12 protein-coding genes are annotated in these 18,469 nt (G+C 44.8%); 11 read left to right on the forward strand and 1 reads right to left on the reverse strand.

What is annotated here, in order from left to right; all coding sequences use genetic code 11:
• The first annotated feature begins 34 nt into the window (after positions 1 to 34).
• The 3 genes from RQP52_RS03195 (at position 35) to speD (ending at position 7,774) form a co-directional block, all read left to right on the forward strand.
• Complete coding sequence (locus tag RQP52_RS03195; protein ID WP_315949406.1) at positions 35 to 3,202, forward strand: GH92 family glycosyl hydrolase; 3,168 nt, start codon at positions 35 to 37, stop codon at positions 3,200 to 3,202.
• Complete coding sequence (locus RQP52_RS03200; RefSeq protein WP_315949408.1) at positions 3,199 to 6,837, forward strand: immunoglobulin-like domain-containing protein; 3,639 nt, start codon at positions 3,199 to 3,201, stop codon at positions 6,835 to 6,837. Before RQP52_RS03195 ends, RQP52_RS03200 begins: the two co-directional genes overlap by 4 nt.
• A 124-nt stretch (positions 6,838 to 6,961) precedes the next feature.
• Positions 6,962 to 7,774 carry an adenosylmethionine decarboxylase gene (gene speD, locus RQP52_RS03205; protein WP_127451576.1) on the forward strand — a complete coding sequence of 271 codons (813 nt, stop codon included), beginning with the start codon at positions 6,962 to 6,964 and terminating at the stop codon, positions 7,772 to 7,774.
• Positions 7,775 to 7,832: 58 nt separating this feature from the next.
• On the opposite strand, the gene RQP52_RS03210 is transcribed toward speD, so the two are convergent.
• Positions 7,833 to 9,020, reverse strand: coding sequence for an MFS transporter (locus RQP52_RS03210; RefSeq protein WP_315949410.1), 1,188 nt, complete (start codon positions 9,018 to 9,020; stop codon positions 7,833 to 7,835).
• Between the two features lie 233 nt (positions 9,021 to 9,253).
• Here RQP52_RS03210 and RQP52_RS03215 point away from each other — a divergent pair, with 233 nt between their 5' ends.
• The 8 genes from RQP52_RS03215 (at position 9,254) to RQP52_RS03250 (ending at position 17,926) form a co-directional block, all read left to right on the forward strand.
• Entirely contained in the window at positions 9,254 to 10,912 is a 1,659-nt protein-coding gene (locus RQP52_RS03215; protein WP_315950377.1) for an AraC family transcriptional regulator, read from the forward strand.
• 144 nt (positions 10,913 to 11,056) lie between these two features.
• Complete coding sequence (locus RQP52_RS03220) at positions 11,057 to 11,962, forward strand: iron-hydroxamate ABC transporter substrate-binding protein (protein ID WP_315949411.1); 906 nt, start codon at positions 11,057 to 11,059, stop codon at positions 11,960 to 11,962.
• A 185-nt stretch (positions 11,963 to 12,147) separates the two neighbouring features.
• Positions 12,148 to 13,035: a LysR family transcriptional regulator gene (locus RQP52_RS03225; protein ID WP_315949413.1), complete on the forward strand. Its 888-nt coding sequence runs from the start codon at positions 12,148 to 12,150 to the stop codon at positions 13,033 to 13,035.
• A 337-nt stretch (positions 13,036 to 13,372) separates the two neighbouring features.
• A complete protein-coding gene (locus tag RQP52_RS03230) occupies positions 13,373 to 14,587 on the forward strand; it encodes a M20 family metallopeptidase (RefSeq protein ID WP_315949415.1) in 1,215 nt (404 codons plus the stop codon).
• Positions 14,580 to 15,992, forward strand: coding sequence for a YfcC family protein (locus tag RQP52_RS03235; protein WP_315949418.1), 1,413 nt, complete (start codon positions 14,580 to 14,582; stop codon positions 15,990 to 15,992). Before RQP52_RS03230 ends, RQP52_RS03235 begins: the two co-directional genes overlap by 8 nt.
• A 468-nt stretch (positions 15,993 to 16,460) precedes the next feature.
• A complete protein-coding gene (locus RQP52_RS03240) occupies positions 16,461 to 16,925 on the forward strand; it encodes a CBO0543 family protein (RefSeq protein WP_315949419.1) in 465 nt (154 codons plus the stop codon).
• Positions 16,926 to 17,229: 304 nt separating this feature from the next.
• Positions 17,230 to 17,586, forward strand: a complete 357-nt coding sequence (locus tag RQP52_RS03245) for a hypothetical protein (protein ID WP_315949421.1) — start codon at positions 17,230 to 17,232, stop codon at positions 17,584 to 17,586.
• Positions 17,587 to 17,719: 133 nt separating this feature from the next.
• A complete protein-coding gene (locus RQP52_RS03250; protein ID WP_315949423.1) occupies positions 17,720 to 17,926 on the forward strand; it encodes a DUF5071 domain-containing protein in 207 nt (68 codons plus the stop codon).
• Positions 17,927 to 18,469: the final 543 nt, after the last annotated feature.

An 18,469-nucleotide genomic window follows, 5' to 3' on the forward strand; every position in this document is an offset into this window, starting at 1 on the left:
TTTTTCTCATGGAAAAAAAGTGGAGGTGAACGCGATGAATAGAAAGACCTTCAGGAAATCGTGCAGTCTTTTACTTAGTTTTGTGCTGTTGTGGAGTATGTTGTTCATCACACCGGCATTTGAACATTCAGCAGAAGCTGCGGCACCAAGCTTTCATGCAGGGTTCGAAAGCACTGAGGCTGTTCAGCCAAACTGGGAAGATGAAACCGAAGCGAGCCATCATGTGAGCCAAGCGGAATCCAAAATTTCCAGCGAAATGCGCCAATCCGGTAAAAAAGCGTTGCTTTACGCGGGGAAAACTTCCGATACAAGTGCAGCTTATGCTTACAATAAAGTGTTCGAAGTGAACATTCCTGTTAAATCCAATACCACTTTATCTTATTGGATTTATCCGCAAAGCCATACTACGCTAGGCGGGACTGATTTGAATCATGGTAAAAACAGCACCTATGTCGCTGTAGATCTTGCTTTTGAAGATGGAACCTATCTGCACAGTTACCAAGCTGTTGACCAGCACGGGGTTGTCATGAGTCCCGAAGAACAAGGCAAAGGCAATCAATTGGCTGTAGACATATGGAATTTTATTACTTCAAATGTGGGTTCGGCTGCAGCGGGGAAAACGATTAAGCGCATCCTCATTTCATACGAACAAAGCGGCGGAAACGCAGGGACATACCGAGGATTTATCGATGACATTCAAATTAGAAATTCTGAATTTGATCCGTCGGCCTACGCCAATCCGTTATTAGGCTCACAGAACAATAAGCTTGATATTGTCGGTTTCGGTGGCAATAGGGGAAATACGTTCCCGGGTGCCGTCGTGCCTTTCGGTATGATCCAATGGAGTCCGGATACCGGTTACAACGACCTTGGGTCCGGTAAATCACCTTTGGGCTCGGGATATGATTACGATCGTAAATCCATTGCAGGGTTCAGTTTGACGCATATTGACGGACCCGGCTGCGATATTGCGCAGGACATCCCCTTTCTACCAGTCGTAGGCAAAATGGGGAAATCCCCGGCAACGCATTTCGAAGATTATGCTTCACCTTTTCAACGCGAAAATGAAATTGCGATCCCTGGCTACTATAGTGTCTTGTTGGATAAATACAACATTAAATCGGAATTTACAGCAACGGAGAGAACGAGCATCGGCAGATTTACTTACCCTGCTTCTACACAGGCGATGATGCTGATTAATACGGGCATTAACGCCACGGGTGTTAGGGACGCCAACATCCAAATTGACAAGAATAGCAGCATGGTGACTGGGTATGTGAATGCCGGCGGATTCTGCGGTACCAAAGGAAGCGGTACATTAGCTGAAAATACGAACAACTACACCGTTTATTTTGCGGCAGAGTTCAGTCAGCCGTTCACAGAGGTCGGCACGTATAAAGGCTCTCAAATTACGAAAGACAGCCAATCTGCACAATCGGAAATTCCGAACAATCGGAAGGTTGGCGGTTATGTCAGGTTTGATACATCTAACCAAAAAGAGGTTTATGTCAAGGTTGCAATTTCCTATACCGATATGGAGCATGCCAAACTGAATTTAAAAACGGAGAACCCTGGCTGGAACTTCGAATCCGTCAAACAAACGGCGCAGGCCAAATGGAAAACGGCGCTCAGTAAAATTCAGGTCACTGGCGGGACCGAGAAACATAAGCGGATGCTATACTCCTTCTTATATCATTCCTTGATCCACCCGAATGTGTTCAGCGATGTGAACGGCGATTATAGAGGTTTCGATCAAAAAATATATAATACCGGGGGCAAATATACCCATTATTCGACTTTTTCCGGATGGGACGTATATCGCACACAGATGCAGCTCATAGGGCTTCTGTTCCCGGATATAGGCTCAGATATCGCGCAATCCTTCGTTGATGATGCCAAGAGCAGAAGCGGGTTTTTACCGAAATGGAGTATTGCCAATTCCGAAACGAATGTGATGAATGGCGATCCCGCTTCGATTACGATCTCCAACATGTATGCGTTCGGTGCCAGAAACTTTGATTTACAAGAAGCTTTGAAAGTGATGAACTTTCATGCATCGACACCATCCAGTTTGAATGGACGGTTTAATTTGGCCGACTATTTGCAGCTGGGCTACATTCCGATCGAAAGAGGCGGTTGGGTAACCGGTTATATCCCGGAATATAACAATGCGGACTTTGCAATCGCTCAGTTTGCCAAAGCGCTTGGGGATGAAGGGAAATACAATAAGTATTTGACCCGCTCGCAGAGCTGGAGGCTTTCGTTCAAAGATGGCTATATTCAACCGCGCCTGGCAAACGGAAATTTCGAGAGCACCTTTGATCCGGCTAGTGAGCATGGCTTCCAAGAGGCAAACTCCGCTCAGTATACGTGGGTGCTTCCTTTTGACTACAAGGGATTATTCGAGAAGATGGGTGGTTTGGAAGCAGCAAGAGCAAGACTTGATTTCTTCTTCCAAAAATTGAATGCAGGATCGACGGAGCCGTATTCCTTCTTGGGTAATCAACCGAGTTACGGCATTCCGTGGGCCTACAACTTTGCCGGGCAGCCATGGAAAACCCAGGAAATCGTACGCAAAGGCATGCTAGAGCTGTTCCATGATGGACCTGCTGGTCTGATCGGCAACAATGATTTGGGAGCGGGCTCTGCGTGGTTTGTTCTGGCAGCACTTGGTCTGTACCCGTCGATTCCGGGTATCGGTGGCTTCTCGATGCACGCGCCACTATTCGAGGAAACGATTATTCAATTAAACGACTGCAAACAAATCCGGTTAATCGGTAATCATGCTTCGGAAGAAGCGAAATATATTCAGGACTTAAAGCTGAATGGCCACAGTTATGACAGTACCTGGCTGCCATATGAGTACTTGAAGGATGGGGCGGTTCTTGATTTTACGCTGGGCACAACGCCTAATACAAGCTGGGCAACGACTCCTCCGGATCCGTTGGCAACGCCTTCCAAAGGGGAATTCGCCTCTCAAGTCGCAATTGCATGCAGCAACTACACGCCAATGCAGGATAGCGCTCAAAAGGCGCCGGATGCGAACAATTCGGATGGTGCACAGCCATTAGTTGCCGTGATGAATACAAAAGAGGCGGCAGCTTCTGAAGCACCGGCTGGATTCAGCAGTGAGGCTAAGCCGTGGAGGCTTGTCCAATTGCCAAACTCAAACGCCAGGTACAAGGAGGTTAATGGAAGATGATGAGACAGCTCTTAGGTCGTTGGCATGTTCTTATTTGCAGCCTGCTGATGTTCTGCCTGCTTCCGAATCTAACCGTTCAAGCGGCTCCTGGGGATTTGATCAATGTCGCTATCGCGGGCAATATGACTGTTAAGTTCAGCAAAGAAAACCAGCCTAATGAAACCGCTGTGAAATTGTTCGATAATAATGCCAACACGAAGTGGCTGGGGGCACAAACAACGAATGTTTGGGTGCAAGTCCAATTCAATTATGGGGATACCCAAGCCGTTAAAAAATATGCCATGGTGTCTGCCAACGATGCAGCGACAAGGGACCCGAAAAACTGGCGAATCGAGGGTTCGAATGATGGGTTGAATTGGAACGTGCTGGATGAGCAAAGCAATCAGTCTTTCAGTGCACGTTTTCAAACGAAAGAATATACGATTGCTGCCGACAAAGTGAAGGAGTACGGCTATTACCGGTTGTTCATTTTGAATAACAACGGGGAGTCGACGAATACGCAATTAGCGGACTGGAAATTGTATGCAACGGAACTTGATGACAATACTTCTGTAGCGTCAGCAGTCGCAGCACTTGATCTAGGAGATACGACGGCTTTAACGAAAGGAGTCATCCTTCCATCAACGTTCAGGAAAGGCACAACCATCACGTGGGAAAGTTCGAATCCTGGCGTACTTAGCAACACGGGCAAAATCGTGAAACGTCCGGACCTCGGCCAGCCGAATGCACAGCTCACCTTGACAGCAACGGTGAAGAAAGGTTCTGCATCGCAAATCAAGCAGTTTTCTGTGAATGTATTGGCGATGCGAGAGGCCGATTATCAATATGAAGCGGGAATTGATTTCGATTCAGGGTTTGAAGCGGAGGATCTCGCTCCTACGGATACGACGGGTCCGGCTAACACGTACAGGATCTTGTCGTTGACGAAAAATGTAGGGGAATTTTGCTGCGGGATCGGCGGAATGGAGTCTAAAAAAGGCACTGGGGCGCACAATGGCGCGGCTGCTCTCCAATTTTCCGGAAACGCTCTAGATGCTAATCAATCCTACGCTTACAACCAAATCTTTGATACGGAGATTCCGGTTAAGGCTTCGACAACCTTGTCTTATTGGCTGTTTCCTGAGAAGGAATCCGATGTTCTGTCGACTTTGACAAGAACAACAAGTAAGTATGTCGCACTTGATATTTTGTTTACCGATGGTACTTACCTGCATGACTTGGGCGCCAAAGATCAGAACGGCGTTGTCCTGCATCCGAATGCGCAAGGGAAAGGTGGCTTCGTTCTGGAAGATCAATGGAATTTGATCACGACCAACCTTGGAGAAGTGGCGAATGGGAAAGTCATCGATAAAATTTTGTTCGCTTTTGATTCCAGCGGGACGGTATCAGGTTTTTTCCGCGGCTCAGTCGATGACATCACCATTGATCACAATTCGACGGTTGGCGAAAAGGATACCCTCGCAGTGAATGCCGCGAAAGCTGCACTTAGCTTAGGCGATACATCCGGCGTATCCCATGATTTGAATTTGCCAGTGGCAGGCGAACAACAAACAAGAATCACCTGGGAGAGCTCAAATCCGCTTGTCATGAGCGATTCCGGGCATATTGTGACCAGACCCATTCAAGGGGAGCCGAGCGCGGAGTTGAAGCTGACGGCTACAATTATCAAGGGTGATTCGATCGCGACGAAGGCTTTTCAAATCACAGTGCTTCCCATGGACGATGCTGAAGCGGTTGATTTGGATAAAACCGCATTGCAATTGGGAAATACGAGCGCGGTTGCTGACCATTTGATGCTGGTGACAAAAGGTAAATATCGATCGACGATTGCGTGGCACTCATCGAATCCTGCTGTGATTGACGATGCCGGGCATGTGTCACGACCAGACGCGGGTCAACCCAACGCAGAGGTGACCTTAACGGCTACAATCACGAGCGGAGGCGTATCGGCAGACAAATCTTTTATCTTAACGGTAGTTGCCCGAGGAGATAAAGGAGATTTGGCCGCAGACAAGGCCGAGCTTGAGCTTATCAGCAGCAATACGGTGACAGGCAATGTGTATTTGCCAAGTGTTGGGCGATTTGGTTCCAAGATTAACTGGGCAAGCACTAATCCAGATGCTCTTAGTGCAACAGGGCAAGTTCATCGTCCAGGTGTCGGGCAGCCGGATGCGAGTGTTATGCTGACAGCTACATTGAGCAAGGGGGCAGATGCCGAAACGAAAGCATTCTCCTTAACCGTTAAGGCAATGAGTGCTGACGAGGAAAGTGTGCTATCAGCTGCAGCAGCGCTTGATTTGGGGAATACGCGATCTGTCGTGAACAATTTGCTCTTGCCGATTAGCGTGACCGGTTCGCCAGAAGTGGTGATTACGTGGTCTAGCTCAGATCCGGGAGTGATCGATTTCCATGGCCAGATCGTGCGGCCTTGCTACGGTGATCCGAATGTAACGGCTGTGCTGACCGCCAGGATTAGCAGAGGTACTTCAAGCATCACGAAAACCTTTAACATCACGGTTACTGCCCTTGGCGAGGTCGAAGTGCCATTAAATGACGATGCAGCCCTAAACAGCATCACATTAAATGGGGAGCGGATGGCCGGTTTTGATCAAGACAAAGTAGCCTACACCGTGGAACTGCCGGAAGGCGAAGTCCAAGCACCGACAGTTGCAGCAACAACGGCAGATTCGAATGCAACGCTGCTCATCACTCAGGCTGACAAACTGCCGGGTCAAGCGACAATTGTAGTTACCGCAGAAGACCGCTCCACACAGAAGACGTATACGATTGATTTTAAAATAAAAGAAAGTCCTGCCGGAAACATCGCCTATTTATTCGGTGCGGATCAAGTAAGCTCCGGTGCTACTTTCGATCTTACTTATGATTTGCACAGCGTGAGTCAAAACGTCTATGCACATGATTTGATCTTCACGTATGATGCTGCAGCTGTGGAGTTTATCTCTGCAAAATCGCGGCAAGAGGATGTCTTCTTCGTAAGTACGAAGGATACACCAGATCAAGTCCGTGTCCTTGCTGCAAGAATAGGAGCGGACAAAGATCCTCTGGCGACCGGTTTGATTACCCTGCAATGGAAAGCTAGACTTTCTGCGTTACCGGTATCCACAGCTATCTCACTATCTAGTATCATTATCTCAGACGGAGATGGAGTCGAGACCAATGTGGGTGGCGTTGTACATCCTATTCTTATCAACAGCGTAGATAAAGCCGGTCTCCATACACTTATTGCGCAAGCTCAAGCAGCGTTTGACGCCGCGGTAGAAGGCACAAGTGTCGGACAATATCCGGTTGGTTCGAAAGCTGTTTTACAAGCCGCAATCGTTCTTGCCAAAGCTGTAGCTGATAACGCGGCAGCAAGTCAAAGCCAAGTGGATCAAGCATCTGCCGAGTTGAATGCAGCGCTCCAAGCATTCCTGGCATCTATCAACACGCAAACGCCAGGTGACTTGAACGGAGATAACCACTTCAGTATCGGTGATTTGGCTATGATGGCAGCCTACTATGGCAAAAATTCCGATGATCCAAACTGGTCATTGTATAAGAAAGCGGATCTCAACAATGACGGAGTAATTGATATTCGTGACATTGCGATTGTAGCTAAAATGATTTTAGGCTAGAAGGTAGGCTAGAGGTGGTGTCCATTGTGACATCATCTCTTTTTTTGCATGTCTAAAAATGGAATAGAAGCTGCCCGGTGATCACATCCTAAGCTTAGCTTTATCATGAAAAGGGGGAGCCTAGGTGAAATTAACGTCCGAGCAGCGCATTACCTTACATGGTTTTAATAATTTGACTAAATCACTAAGTTTTAATATGTATGATATTTGCTTTACTAAAACCAAGGAAGAGCGCGAAGCCTATATTGCTTATATAGACCAGCAGTACAATGCAGACCGATTGACCGCGATCTTGAAGTCCGTTGCCGATATTATCGGCGCTCATGTGCTGAACATTTCCAAACAGGATTATGATCCGCAGGGATCAAGCGTCACGATGTTGGTGTCGGAGGGTCCCATTGAGAAAGAACCGAATGAATCCTTCGAAGAATCGCCGGGGCCGCTCCCGGAGGCTGTGGTGGCACATTTGAACACCAGTCACATCACCGTACATACGTATCCGGAGTATCACCCGGACGAAGGGATCAGCACATTCCGGGCTGACATTGACGTATCCACTTGCGGAGAAATATCGCCGCTGAAAGCGCTGAACTACCTGATTCGATCTTTCGACACGGACATTATGACTATGGATTACCGGGTTAGGGGTTTCACGCGCGATATCACGGGGCACAAGTTGTTCATTGATCATGAAATCAGCTCCATTCAGAACTATATTCCAAGTGAAATCAAAGACATGTACCAAATGATCGATGTGAACGTGTATCAGGAAAATATATTCCATACGAAATGTAAACTGCGAGAATTTGATTTGAACAATTATTTGTTCGGTTATACCAAGGATTCCCTGAGCAAGGAAGAGCAGCTGGAGATTGAGAAGAGTGTGAAATGGGAGATGGACGAAATTTTTTACGGGAAAAATATGGTCTTTACTTGATAGAAGAAGAAAAACCGCTCACAGGGAGAAGATCCCGATATGAGCGGTTCTTTTTTCATTATTCCGACTGAACAAGTTTCGATTTTTTATTGCCGATTTTAAACTGGATTAGAATCATGATGGCTACCAATATCGACATGCCGATAAGGGCAGGAGGAAAGCTGCCTGCATAGTCATGGATAAAACCTACAAAAAAAGGACCCAAGGCAGCAAAAATGTAGCCGCCGGATTGTGTCATTGCAGATAACGCGCTGGCTTCCTCCGTATTCGATGTTTCATCGATAGGCAGCATTAAAGCCATGGGGAACAGTCCTCCTGCACCGATTCCCAGGAAGATGCAGGTGAGCCAAGGCGTTACGGGGAGTTGGAGCAGAATGAGTCCGATTAACTCCATAGCTGAGCAGCCAATCAGCCAGAGCATTCTGCGTTGAAAACGGCTGACGAGAATAGGAATGACTAGGCTGACAGGCATTTGTACGGCAGTAAATAAGGTTAAAATCATGCCTGCCGTCTGTTTCCCGTAGCCCATTGCCTGCACCATGGGGGCCAGCCAGGCGGTAAGTGAGTAAAAGATGAAAGCCATCAATCCGAAAAAGCAAGTCAGCAACCAAGAACGTTTATTAGATAAAGGAAGCTTTAAGCTGTTGCTGTTTGATTTGGGCAAGGTGCCGGGCACAGCGGATTCAGGTGATTTCGGGCTTTTCCGTACCGGTCTCCACCAAAAGCAAAGCGCAAGGAAAGCCAGGACGGACCAAGAAGCGACGGATGCTTGCCAGGAATGGTTAAAGATATTTTGCAGAGGCACGGAAAAAGCGGATCCAAGGGCGGCGCCAAGAACCATCGCCATGGAATAGACGCCGACGATCGCCGAAGGGTTAGCAAAATTTCCTTTGATAAATCCGGACAACAAAGGCCCAATGATGGCAATCCCGATTCCGGCGAGGAAAGCGGTAATTAGCATCAACCATTCAGAGGTAACAAAGTACCTCGCCGCAGTTGCAAGTCCGATGAGCAATAGACAATAGGCAATCGCTCTTTCAATCCCCCACCGAATGCCTAATTTCACTGCAGCAGGAGCGAAAAAGCCCATGCAGAGCACAGGGAGAGAGGTTAATAGACTGGCGCTGGAACCGCTCATACCAAGCGCTTCCTGAATCGTTCCGAGCAAAGGAGAGACCGACGTTATAACAGGACGTAAATTAAGTGAAGCGAGAAAAAGAGCAGTGATCAGAAAAGCAAAACGCATGATCGGTCATCTCCATGATTCATTTAAGATTTATCAGCTTAGTCTAATATACGAGAGTACCGTCAAAGACTGTCTCCTTATTATGTATTTATGCAATGTGCAATATGTGTTAAGGGAATTAATGTTTGCTCCCGTTGGTATTGTTTTTATGCCTCGTTATCGAGATAATATAGCTTAATACACGGCTGAGGAAGTACAACGTCCCTCATTGTAACAAAGTTATGGAGGCTTCAATGGTGAATAACGTGAACTCGGAGTGGGCGGAGTCTCACTTTCCTTTCTATACAGCTGACAGCATTCAATCGCTGTACAGCACTTCGAACATACCGCAGTATAAGCTGAATGAGAATTTAACTGCACTGATTGCGATTGCTGGCGGCAAAGGTGTGTTAAGGGCAAAGGATGATCAAACATACGAACTCATGGAAGGAAGCGTCATCCTTTTACCCGCGTTTAGCGAGGCTGCATTGATTGCGAACGCTTCTTTTCCGCTTCATGCTTTTAAGCTTTTGATCAATACCCAAGATCAAGCGAGGTTCTTACAGGAAGGCGCCATGTCGCGAAAAAGCGAAGTTACCTCAGGCGCGAATATGCAATTTTTCCCTTATGAACCTGGGATCTTTGCCAATATGGAGGAACTGTATATCCACCGGTTACCCATCAGTGAAACCCGTCATGTGCAGAATCAAATTAAATTTCACCAAATTCTTCTTCAGTTATTGGAGCATCAGGCAGCCAAGCTTACTGCGAGCGAACAGCCAACCATGGAACGAAGCATTGCCTATTTGGAGAACCATTATAGTGAAAAAATAACGCGAGAGCATTTGGCGGCGATTGCAGGCGTAAGCGTGTCCCACTATTCGACTTTGTTTAAGCAGCATACGGGTTTTTCTCCGAACGAATATTTATCGCGATTACGCGTTCACCGGGCCAAAGAGCTGCTACTGAACGGCTCAAGCACGCTTAGGGAAATTGCACTCAAAGTTGGGTATAAGGATGAGTTTTATCTCAGCCGCCGTTTCAAGAAGCGGACCGGGGCGTCGCCTTCGGGATTCGTTCAGGGAACTTTCCAACGTGTGGCTGTATGGCTTACCCCATATGCCAGTCATCTGTTGCTGCTTGAATTGGAGCCTGCCGTCACCATCTCGGATAGCAGTGAATTTGTGAATACGACAGAGCTCCGGCCGCAAACGATGATGTTTATCGATACCAACAGCACATCGGAACAGGTGAAGACTGACTTGCTCAATGCCAATATCGAGTTGATTATTGCGGCAAAAGAGCATTTGCATCAATTTGGACTAAATCCGGAATATTTGCGTGTTGTAGCCCCTATTGCAGAAATTTCGTGGATGGAAATGGGATGGAAAGAACATCTGCGTCTCATCGCGCGATCCATTCAAAGGAGCGACCGGGCAGAGACGTGGTTAGCTGACTTTGAAAAGGAAGAGCAGGCTGCCCGTTCTCTTATCCAGCAAACGGCAGTCGCGAAAGAAATTCTAACCATTCTCGTGATCAAACCGGGAAAACTGCTCATTTATGGAGGGCGAAATGTCGGCTATGTCATGTATCAATCACTTGGGCTGCAGCCACCGGCAAGGATTGAGGATGAGATGAGAAAACTTAGGGATCAATTTCACTCCATTCCCATAGAGTTGTCTGAGTTGGATGAGTATGCAGGGTCCAGGTTAGTAGTGATTGTGTTTCCAGATGACAATGGTTCCATCGCACATTTGGAAATGGTTTTCAATTCCTCGTACTGGAACAAACTTTCTGCCGTAGAGCGGAATCATGTCCATTATCTCGATCGAGATGAATGGATCCCATACAATCCAGTTTCTATTCGTTTACAGCTTCAGCGGGCAATCGCTTTATTTACGGGCAACCAATAGTACAAGTCGATTTCCGAACAAAAAGGCATGGTTTGACTCTCCATGGATCATTATAATTAGGGATGCAACTGAGAATGATTTTCATGATCAGTGAAAGATGAGCAAAACTTTTTATATAAGTAGCTAAAGGGAGAGAGTCATCTAATGAAAAAGCTTTTCGCATTGTCCGTCGTAATCTTAATTCTTTTACTTAGTGCTTGCGGTAGTAAGCCAACGTCAACCGTCTCAAGTTCTGGTACATTTACCTACCAATCTGAGGATGGCCCTGTTCAGGTACCTACGAATCCGCAGCGAGTCGTGGTGTTAACCCGGTTTCTGACAGGTAATGTTATGCTTCTCGGCGTGCCTTTGGTCAGTGTAGACGAAATGTCCAAAACCAATCCGAATTTTCAAGACAAACTGAAGAACGTTGAAGTGGTTACAGACGAAAGCATCGAAAAAATTATTGAACTTAATCCGGATCTCATCATCGGACTGTCGGACATTAAAAATATTGATAAGTTCAAAAGCATTGCGCCTACGGTTACCTATACGTATGGGAAAGTGGATTATTTAACGCAGCAGCTGGAAATCGGCAAATTGTTGAATAAAGAAAAGGAAGCACAAGCTTGGGTGGACGATTTCAAAGCACGAACGAAGCAAGCGGGAGAAGAAATTAAAGCGAAGATCGGTGCCAATGCGACAATTTCGGTCATCGAAACTTTCAATAAGCAGCTCTATGTCTATGGCGATAACTTTGGCCGTGGCACGGAAATTCTCTATCAGGCGTTCGGGCTTCCAATGCCAGCTAAAGTGAAGGAAATGACTCAGAAGGAAGGTTTCTTTGCTTTATCCACGGAAGTTATGAAGGATTACATGGGGGACTACGTCATTTTTAGCAAAAATGCGGATGAAGATAACTCATTCCAGAACACAGAAACGTACAAGAATATTCCCGCAGTTAAAAATGGACATGTATTCGAAGCAGACGCGAAGGCGTTCTACTTTAATGACCCTCTGAGCATGGAATATCAACTTACTTTTTTCATTAAGAACTTTCTAGGCAAGTAATAGTGCAGTTCAAGACTGTTAATTAAAAAAGGCTGTCCCTAAGTCAAGGCTCTCCCTGGGTCATTGGATGACTTTTGGGACAGCTTTTTTTTGATTATGTGATAGTGTATGCTAAGCTTTAGTCATAGGCAAAGAAATCCTGGACACAAAATCCTAGACATAAAAATCCCAGAGGAGGGTGGTCTTTGAACGAGAAGGATTGCATCATGCTGCAGTATCTTGCAGAGGAACAGAGTCTGACAAAAGCAGCGGAACGCCTATACATTACGCAGCCCGCGCTATCTTATAGGATTCAGCAGTTAGAAAAAGACTTCGGAGTGCCTATCATCGTGAAATCCTCTAAGGGGACCAGACTTACCCCGGAAGGAAAGTATCTGGTTGCCTATGCGAAGAAAACACTTATCGAATTGAATAAAATGAAGGATCACATTATGAGCTTGCGGAATGAGGTCAAAGGGACATTAAGACTGGGCGTTGCCAGTTACTATGGTCTATACAAACTTCCACCAATCCTCAAAAGGTTTAAAGAGTTTTGCCCAGACGTGCAGTTCAATGTTACCTCCGCATTAAGCCCGGAGATTCTTGAATTGCTCCAAGAGGAAGAGATCCATGTGGGTATAATTAGAGGAGACTACCCGTGGTTTGATGCCCGATGTCTTTTACACGACGAGCATATTTATTTGATTTCCAAAGATGATATTGATTTAGATACCCTCCCGGACTTGCCTCATATCTACTATAAAGAACCAAGAATTAAAACCATGAGCTCCATGCAGTCTCCCTTCAGCGAAACGATTCAAGCCTGGTGGCATGAGCGGTATAACACGCCGCCTACGATTACAATGTGGGTAGACGCCTATGAAACTTGTAAAGAGATGGTGAAGCAGGGGCTGGGCTACTCGATTGTTCCTGGGGTTTTTGTTACGCCGCAAGATGGACTGAAAACCACAGAGCTGTTCCGAAAGAATGGAGAGCCCATAAAACGAAACACATGGATGATTTATCGGGAATCAACGTTAGAGCTTGCGTTTGTGGATAGATTCGTACAATTTATGAAGTCCCAATATGTTTAAGAAAATGTACAGTGCCATTCGGCAGTGTATTTTTTTTTCGTGGCTTTGGGGAACTACGTTCCTCTATTTTGCCGAATGCTGATTTTTCTCCAAATAGTGAACTCTGGTTCCCCTAAGGGAATCACAAGTCCGAATAGGTCATCGAGCTGCCACAGTTCCCCTTGCCACCGCCGCTATAAAAAAAATTAAGGGGTTGGCCAAAAAACAATCGATTGTACTTATAGATTTGAAGTCGATAAAATAATATTCATTATGTTACATAATTATTCATTTCATCACTGGTTTCATCCATGCAAATAAGTAAATCATCATGAGGTTTTGACAGGGGGCTTACACAATGATGCAAGAGAATTTAGATGTAATCAAAAGCAAACAACAGATTGAGCAAGCTGTAGATTCGCTTGACGAGCAACTAAGGCGCATATCTATGCAAATTCATGCGAATCCGGAACTCAGCTTTCATGAGCATCAAGCGAAGATGTGGTTGGTTGAACCCTTACTTGAAGCGGGATTTGAAGTGGAGCAAGGGATTGCGGGTTTAGAGACCTCGTTTCGCGCTACTTGGGAAGGTCAACCCGGAGGACCAACGATTGCGCTGCTGGCCGAGTACGATGCGCTACCTGCGATTGGCCATGCTTGCGGTCATAACTTGATTGGGACTGCATCCGTAGGTGCTGCGCTGGCATTGAAGGAAGCACATCCCGATCTGCCGGGTAAAATCGTTGTCTTGGGGACACCTGCCGAAGAAGAAGGCGGCGGTAAAATCATCATGTGCAACGAAGGCATCTTCGATGACATCGACGCTGTTATGATGTGCCATCCGCAAAATAAAACGATGGTACTGCGCGGAGCACTTGCTTGTGTCGACGCAACGTTCACCTTTCATGGGAAGCAGGCACACGCTTCTTCCTCTCCAGAGAAAGGAATCTCTGCGCTGGATGCCTTAATTAATGCCTTTGTAGCTATCAACTCCATTCGTCAGTTTGTGAAAGAGGATGTGAGGATTCACGGTATTATCACCAAGGGCGGGGATGCGCCGAATGTCGTACCGGAGTTGTGTGAAGCCGTATTTATTTTGCGAGCGTCGACGGTGGAAGAACTGAAAATTGTAAGAGAAAAAGTATATCGGGCCGTTCGCAGCTCGGCAGAAGGTGTTGGAGCTACCGTTGATATTACGGAAGGGTTAATTTATGCGGAGCGGAACAACAATAAGGCTTTGGCTCAATTGTTTCAAACCAATTTGGAACAGATGGGCATCGAGGTATCCGAACCACCGCAAAAGGGAGGCGTCGGCTCCTCTGACATTGGGAATGTCAGCCAGATGACGGCAACGATCCACCCATACATCCGATTAGGAGATGCTACGACGCATACGCCGGAATTTGCTCAGATGGCGGGTTCGGAAGAGGGCATGATCGAATTGAATCGAGCGGCCAAAGCGTTAGCCCTTACCGCGTATGATTTATGTACCGACAAGTCGGCGATGCAGAACGTTCGCAGTGAGTTTACAGCGTGGAAGCAGAATAGAGAGGGGGGAACGGGCATTGAATAGTATAGCAAAAGATAGTCCTCGCAAATGGTTTAAAATGCCTCATACCTTTGTTATCTTATTTATCCTTGTTTTCGTTGCAGCGGCATTAACGTATACAATCCCTGCAGGAAAATTTGAGCGTGTCAAAGATAAAGTGACTGGAAAATCCTTACTCGTGACAGGGTCATATCATCAGGTAGATGCGAGTCCGGTGAATCTCGTTGAAATTCCGAAAGCGATCGTCCACGGTTTAGTTTCTTCTGCGGATGTAGTCTTCTTTATTTTCATTATTGGAGGGGCGTTCCAAATTATTTCGTCGACGGGTACGATTGAGGCGGTAACCTCCAGGGTGGCAAAAACATTTGCCAATAAAGGCAGATGGGTGATACCCATCTTTATTACCCTGTTCTCGGTCGGCGGTTTTACAATGGGCATGTCCACCGAAGTCATGGTCTTCGTCCCCATCGGGATCGCGATTGCCCGTGCGCTCGGTTTTGATGCTTTGACAGGTACGGCAATGATATCCTTGGGAGCATCCTGCGGCTTTACGGCAGGGATATTGAACCCGTTCAATGTCGGTCTGGCTCAAGCTATTGCACAAGTGCCGATGTTCTCAGGTGCTTGGCTGCGCGTTATTTTATTGATTTGCCTCATCACCGTGACAAGTCTTTATTTGGTTCGATATGCAGGTAAAGTAAGAAAAGATCCGAAACAAGGGCTTGTTTATGATTTGGAGCAATCTGTTACAAGCGAGAAAGTCGACTTCTCTAAGCTACCGACCATTCAACTCAAGCACTACCTTACAATTGCTGCGGTGATCATTGGTTTCGGTCTCGTCATTTGGGGTGTTTCGAAAAAAGGCTGGTGGATGGAGGAACTCGGTGCGTTATTCTTGACCATGGGAATTGTGTCCGGCTTCAGCGCAGGTTATGGTCCAAGTCGTATCGCCAGCGAATTCGTCAAAGGTGCAAGCAGCATTACTTATGGCGCGTTCATCATTGGTATTGCTAGAGGCATCATGGTCGTGCTTGAGCAAGGAAATGTCATCGACAGCATCGTGAATGGCCTGTCCATTCTTGTAGGCGACTTGCCAAGTTCGATTCAAGTGCTAGGCATGTATGCTTTTCAAAATATTATGAACGTATTTATCACCTCTGGTACAGGAATGGCGGTTACAACGATGCCGATCATGACACCTTTGTCCGATTTATTAGGCGTTACGAGACAAACATCCGTATTGGCCTTCCAACTGGGCGATGGCATCACGAACATGATTCTTCCTACCTCTTCCGCTTTGATGGGCAGCCTGGCTGTATCGGGGATTGCTTATCAGAAATGGGTAAAATTTTTCTGGCCGTTGATGTGTATGTGGCTGATTATCGGTGCCATTTTTATCATCGTGGCGAATGTGATTAAGTATGCGTGAGTGAACGGGAAACAAAGTATGCTCTTCCTATATAAATAGGGTGGAGCATGCTTTTTTTCTATGCCAAGTTGCTAATGCAATGTCTTATTTTTCCTGAGTTGGCTTATTTTTATTTACCTTCAGCTAGTATAATGAGAATTATTATCAATGAACGAGCGAGGTGATGTACATGAATATTCAGGCACATCTCAAATGGTAGAGTTGCAGAACAAACGCTAATTATTGGGACAGACGAGCATATTCTCCGTCCCACGAAGCAAATCGTAACGGAGTCCAACCTGGAGAAGTATTTCGGTATCCACACAGAAATTATTCGGGGACGGAGTGGGAATAGGGTTGACGGTATTTTGCCGATTGATTTGGTTGATCGGATCAAGTAGGTTACCAAAGCCCCAAAGTATAATTCATTGTTTTATGGACAACCTATCTCATTAGTGAAATTATTTTCCTTTATTTGGGGAGGATGCAATGGAATATGTGATACTGTGGGCTGCCACAATCCTATGCTTTGGTTCAATGTTCATCTGGATGCTTAGAAAGCCTATAAAAGACTGGCTTATTATTTTTTTATTGAAGTCAGTTGTTACAGCAATTACCGATTGTTTTATCATTGCAGCTGATTTATTAGATTATCCGATTCGCTTCTTTCCTAAAGTTTTCGATACAAACATTGTTTTTGATTTTCTCGTTTTTCCTACACTCTGCGTCTTTTATAATATAACTACACAGCACTCGAAATTAAAAAGTATCTTTGTACAAGCACTTTTATATAGTATTCCGGTGACGTTGCTAGAATTTTGGGCTGAAAAAAATACGGAATTGATTACGTACAAACACTGGAACGCTTTTGTATCCCTTATTACTTTGATGGCAACTTTTTTGATTGTTCGCGGAGCGATAGCTATCGTTCGTAAAGTTGATTCTTATGTTTGATTGATTCTTTAAATAGGTTGCCGGTAATAAAAATCCAGCCAAAAGCTGGATTTTTTGTTGTATAATTATCCTGTTTAAATGGAAAAAACAGGACTATTTTGTGGTAAGACTTAAGTTCATCATTAAATGATTTGAACTATACGTGGATTGCGGGGTTTTCACGGTTTTCAATTGAAATTATGAACCCTAAGAACGAATTAACAGTAGAACAAATGGAACGTTTAGGTCATTTATTGGGATGTCAAATAAGCAAAGTAGTTGCGTATTATTAGATAAAACATTGGTTTTTATTTGGAGGTCTATTTTGAAACTAGGATTAGTTCCTTTGAGAATACCGTCAGGATGGATGGTGGCATATAATAATTTCCTTGAGATTTCTCCTTATGATTTTGTGGATGATACTTATAAATATGCAATGGAATTAGATGAAGATATTCTGCAAATGTCAAACCAATATCGAAAAAGAATTTTAGATCTTGGATGGTATCCATCATTTAATCCTCATGGCCAATATAGAATTGTTTTGGTTGAATTGGTAGATAACGAAAGCCAGTCTGACAAATGGACTACCCCTATTGTTATCTTCAGTTCAAGGGACATTTTGACCATTAAAATGACAATTGACTCTCTCTTGGAGGAAGTTGCTGAGGGACGATTATAAGATATATCGAGATTCAATAAAAGCGTAGTTTTATTTATACTGATGTCACGTTATAAAAATAAAGCAACATTTGTTTGATTTAATAAAACGTTAGTTGTGCAGTAAACCATGTTGGGACAATGCCGCGATTGTATTGAAAAATATTGGTTATCCAGCAAATGCAGTGGCGTTGCCTTATTTAATGGAGTGGTTTCAAGACATAACGTGGCCAGGTGTAAGACCAATTATTACGACCCTAAAAGATATAGATACAAAAATACTAATTCCTCATATTAAAAATGCATCGATTTCAGCAATTAGTGAAAAAGATGATGGTTGGGCAAATGGATTAATTTATTGATAAAAGAACTCAATATAGATAAAGCAGACTTTAATAATGATAAGTTACTTTGGGATTTAGAAAAAATAGCTGATAGATGAGAACACGGGTGGTGGGGGACATTTTTATAATTCGGATGAAGTTTAACGGAATTCATTTGACACTCAACAGTTTGATTATAAAAACGGATGGTGATGCAGTTGTCATTATTAAGAAGAAGATTTTCCTTCTGGATTTCTACGGTAAGTATCATTATTTGTTTAAGTGATTATATGGGGAGTGGTTTAGCAAATATTTTTATTAGATCAATTCCACCAATTAATATTCTTGCAGATGTTGAACCAATGAGACATTGGATGTTTGATTTTGAAAATAATAAATGGGGAGCTTCGAGCAGTATACTGTTACAAGTTACTTTTTTAACATATTTTATATTTTGTATTACTTGGTTTTTGTTAGGTTTATTTATTGACATGCTTGTTAAACGTTTAAGAAGAACAATACAACTTGTATAGTTGAACTTGTAACTTAAAAAAAAGTTTTATTTAAATATAGAAAGGGAGT

The sequence above is a fragment of the Paenibacillus violae genome (assembly GCF_032461945.1).
Taxonomy (GTDB): Bacteria; Bacillota; Bacilli; order Paenibacillales; family NBRC-103111; genus Paenibacillus_E; species Paenibacillus_E violae.

Bases quoted from the DNA above. Each gene is read 5' to 3' on its own strand.
- RQP52_RS03195 (WP_315949406.1), top strand. From the start codon at position 35: ATGAATAGAAAGACCTTCAGGAAATCGTGCAGTCTTTTACTTAGTTTT.
- RQP52_RS03200 (WP_315949408.1), top strand. From the start codon at position 3,199: ATGATGAGACAGCTCTTAGGTCGTTGGCATGTTCTTATTTGCAGCCTG.
- RQP52_RS03210 (WP_315949410.1), bottom strand. From the start codon at position 9,020: ATGCGTTTTGCTTTTCTGATCACTGCTCTTTTTCTCGCTTCACTTAAT.
- RQP52_RS03215 (WP_315950377.1), top strand. From the start codon at position 9,254: ATGGTGAATAACGTGAACTCGGAGTGGGCGGAGTCTCACTTTCCTTTC.
- RQP52_RS03220 (WP_315949411.1), top strand. From the start codon at position 11,057: ATGAAAAAGCTTTTCGCATTGTCCGTCGTAATCTTAATTCTTTTACTT.
- RQP52_RS03230 (WP_315949415.1), top strand. From the start codon at position 13,373: ATGATGCAAGAGAATTTAGATGTAATCAAAAGCAAACAACAGATTGAG.
- RQP52_RS03240 (WP_315949419.1), top strand. From the start codon at position 16,461: ATGGAATATGTGATACTGTGGGCTGCCACAATCCTATGCTTTGGTTCA.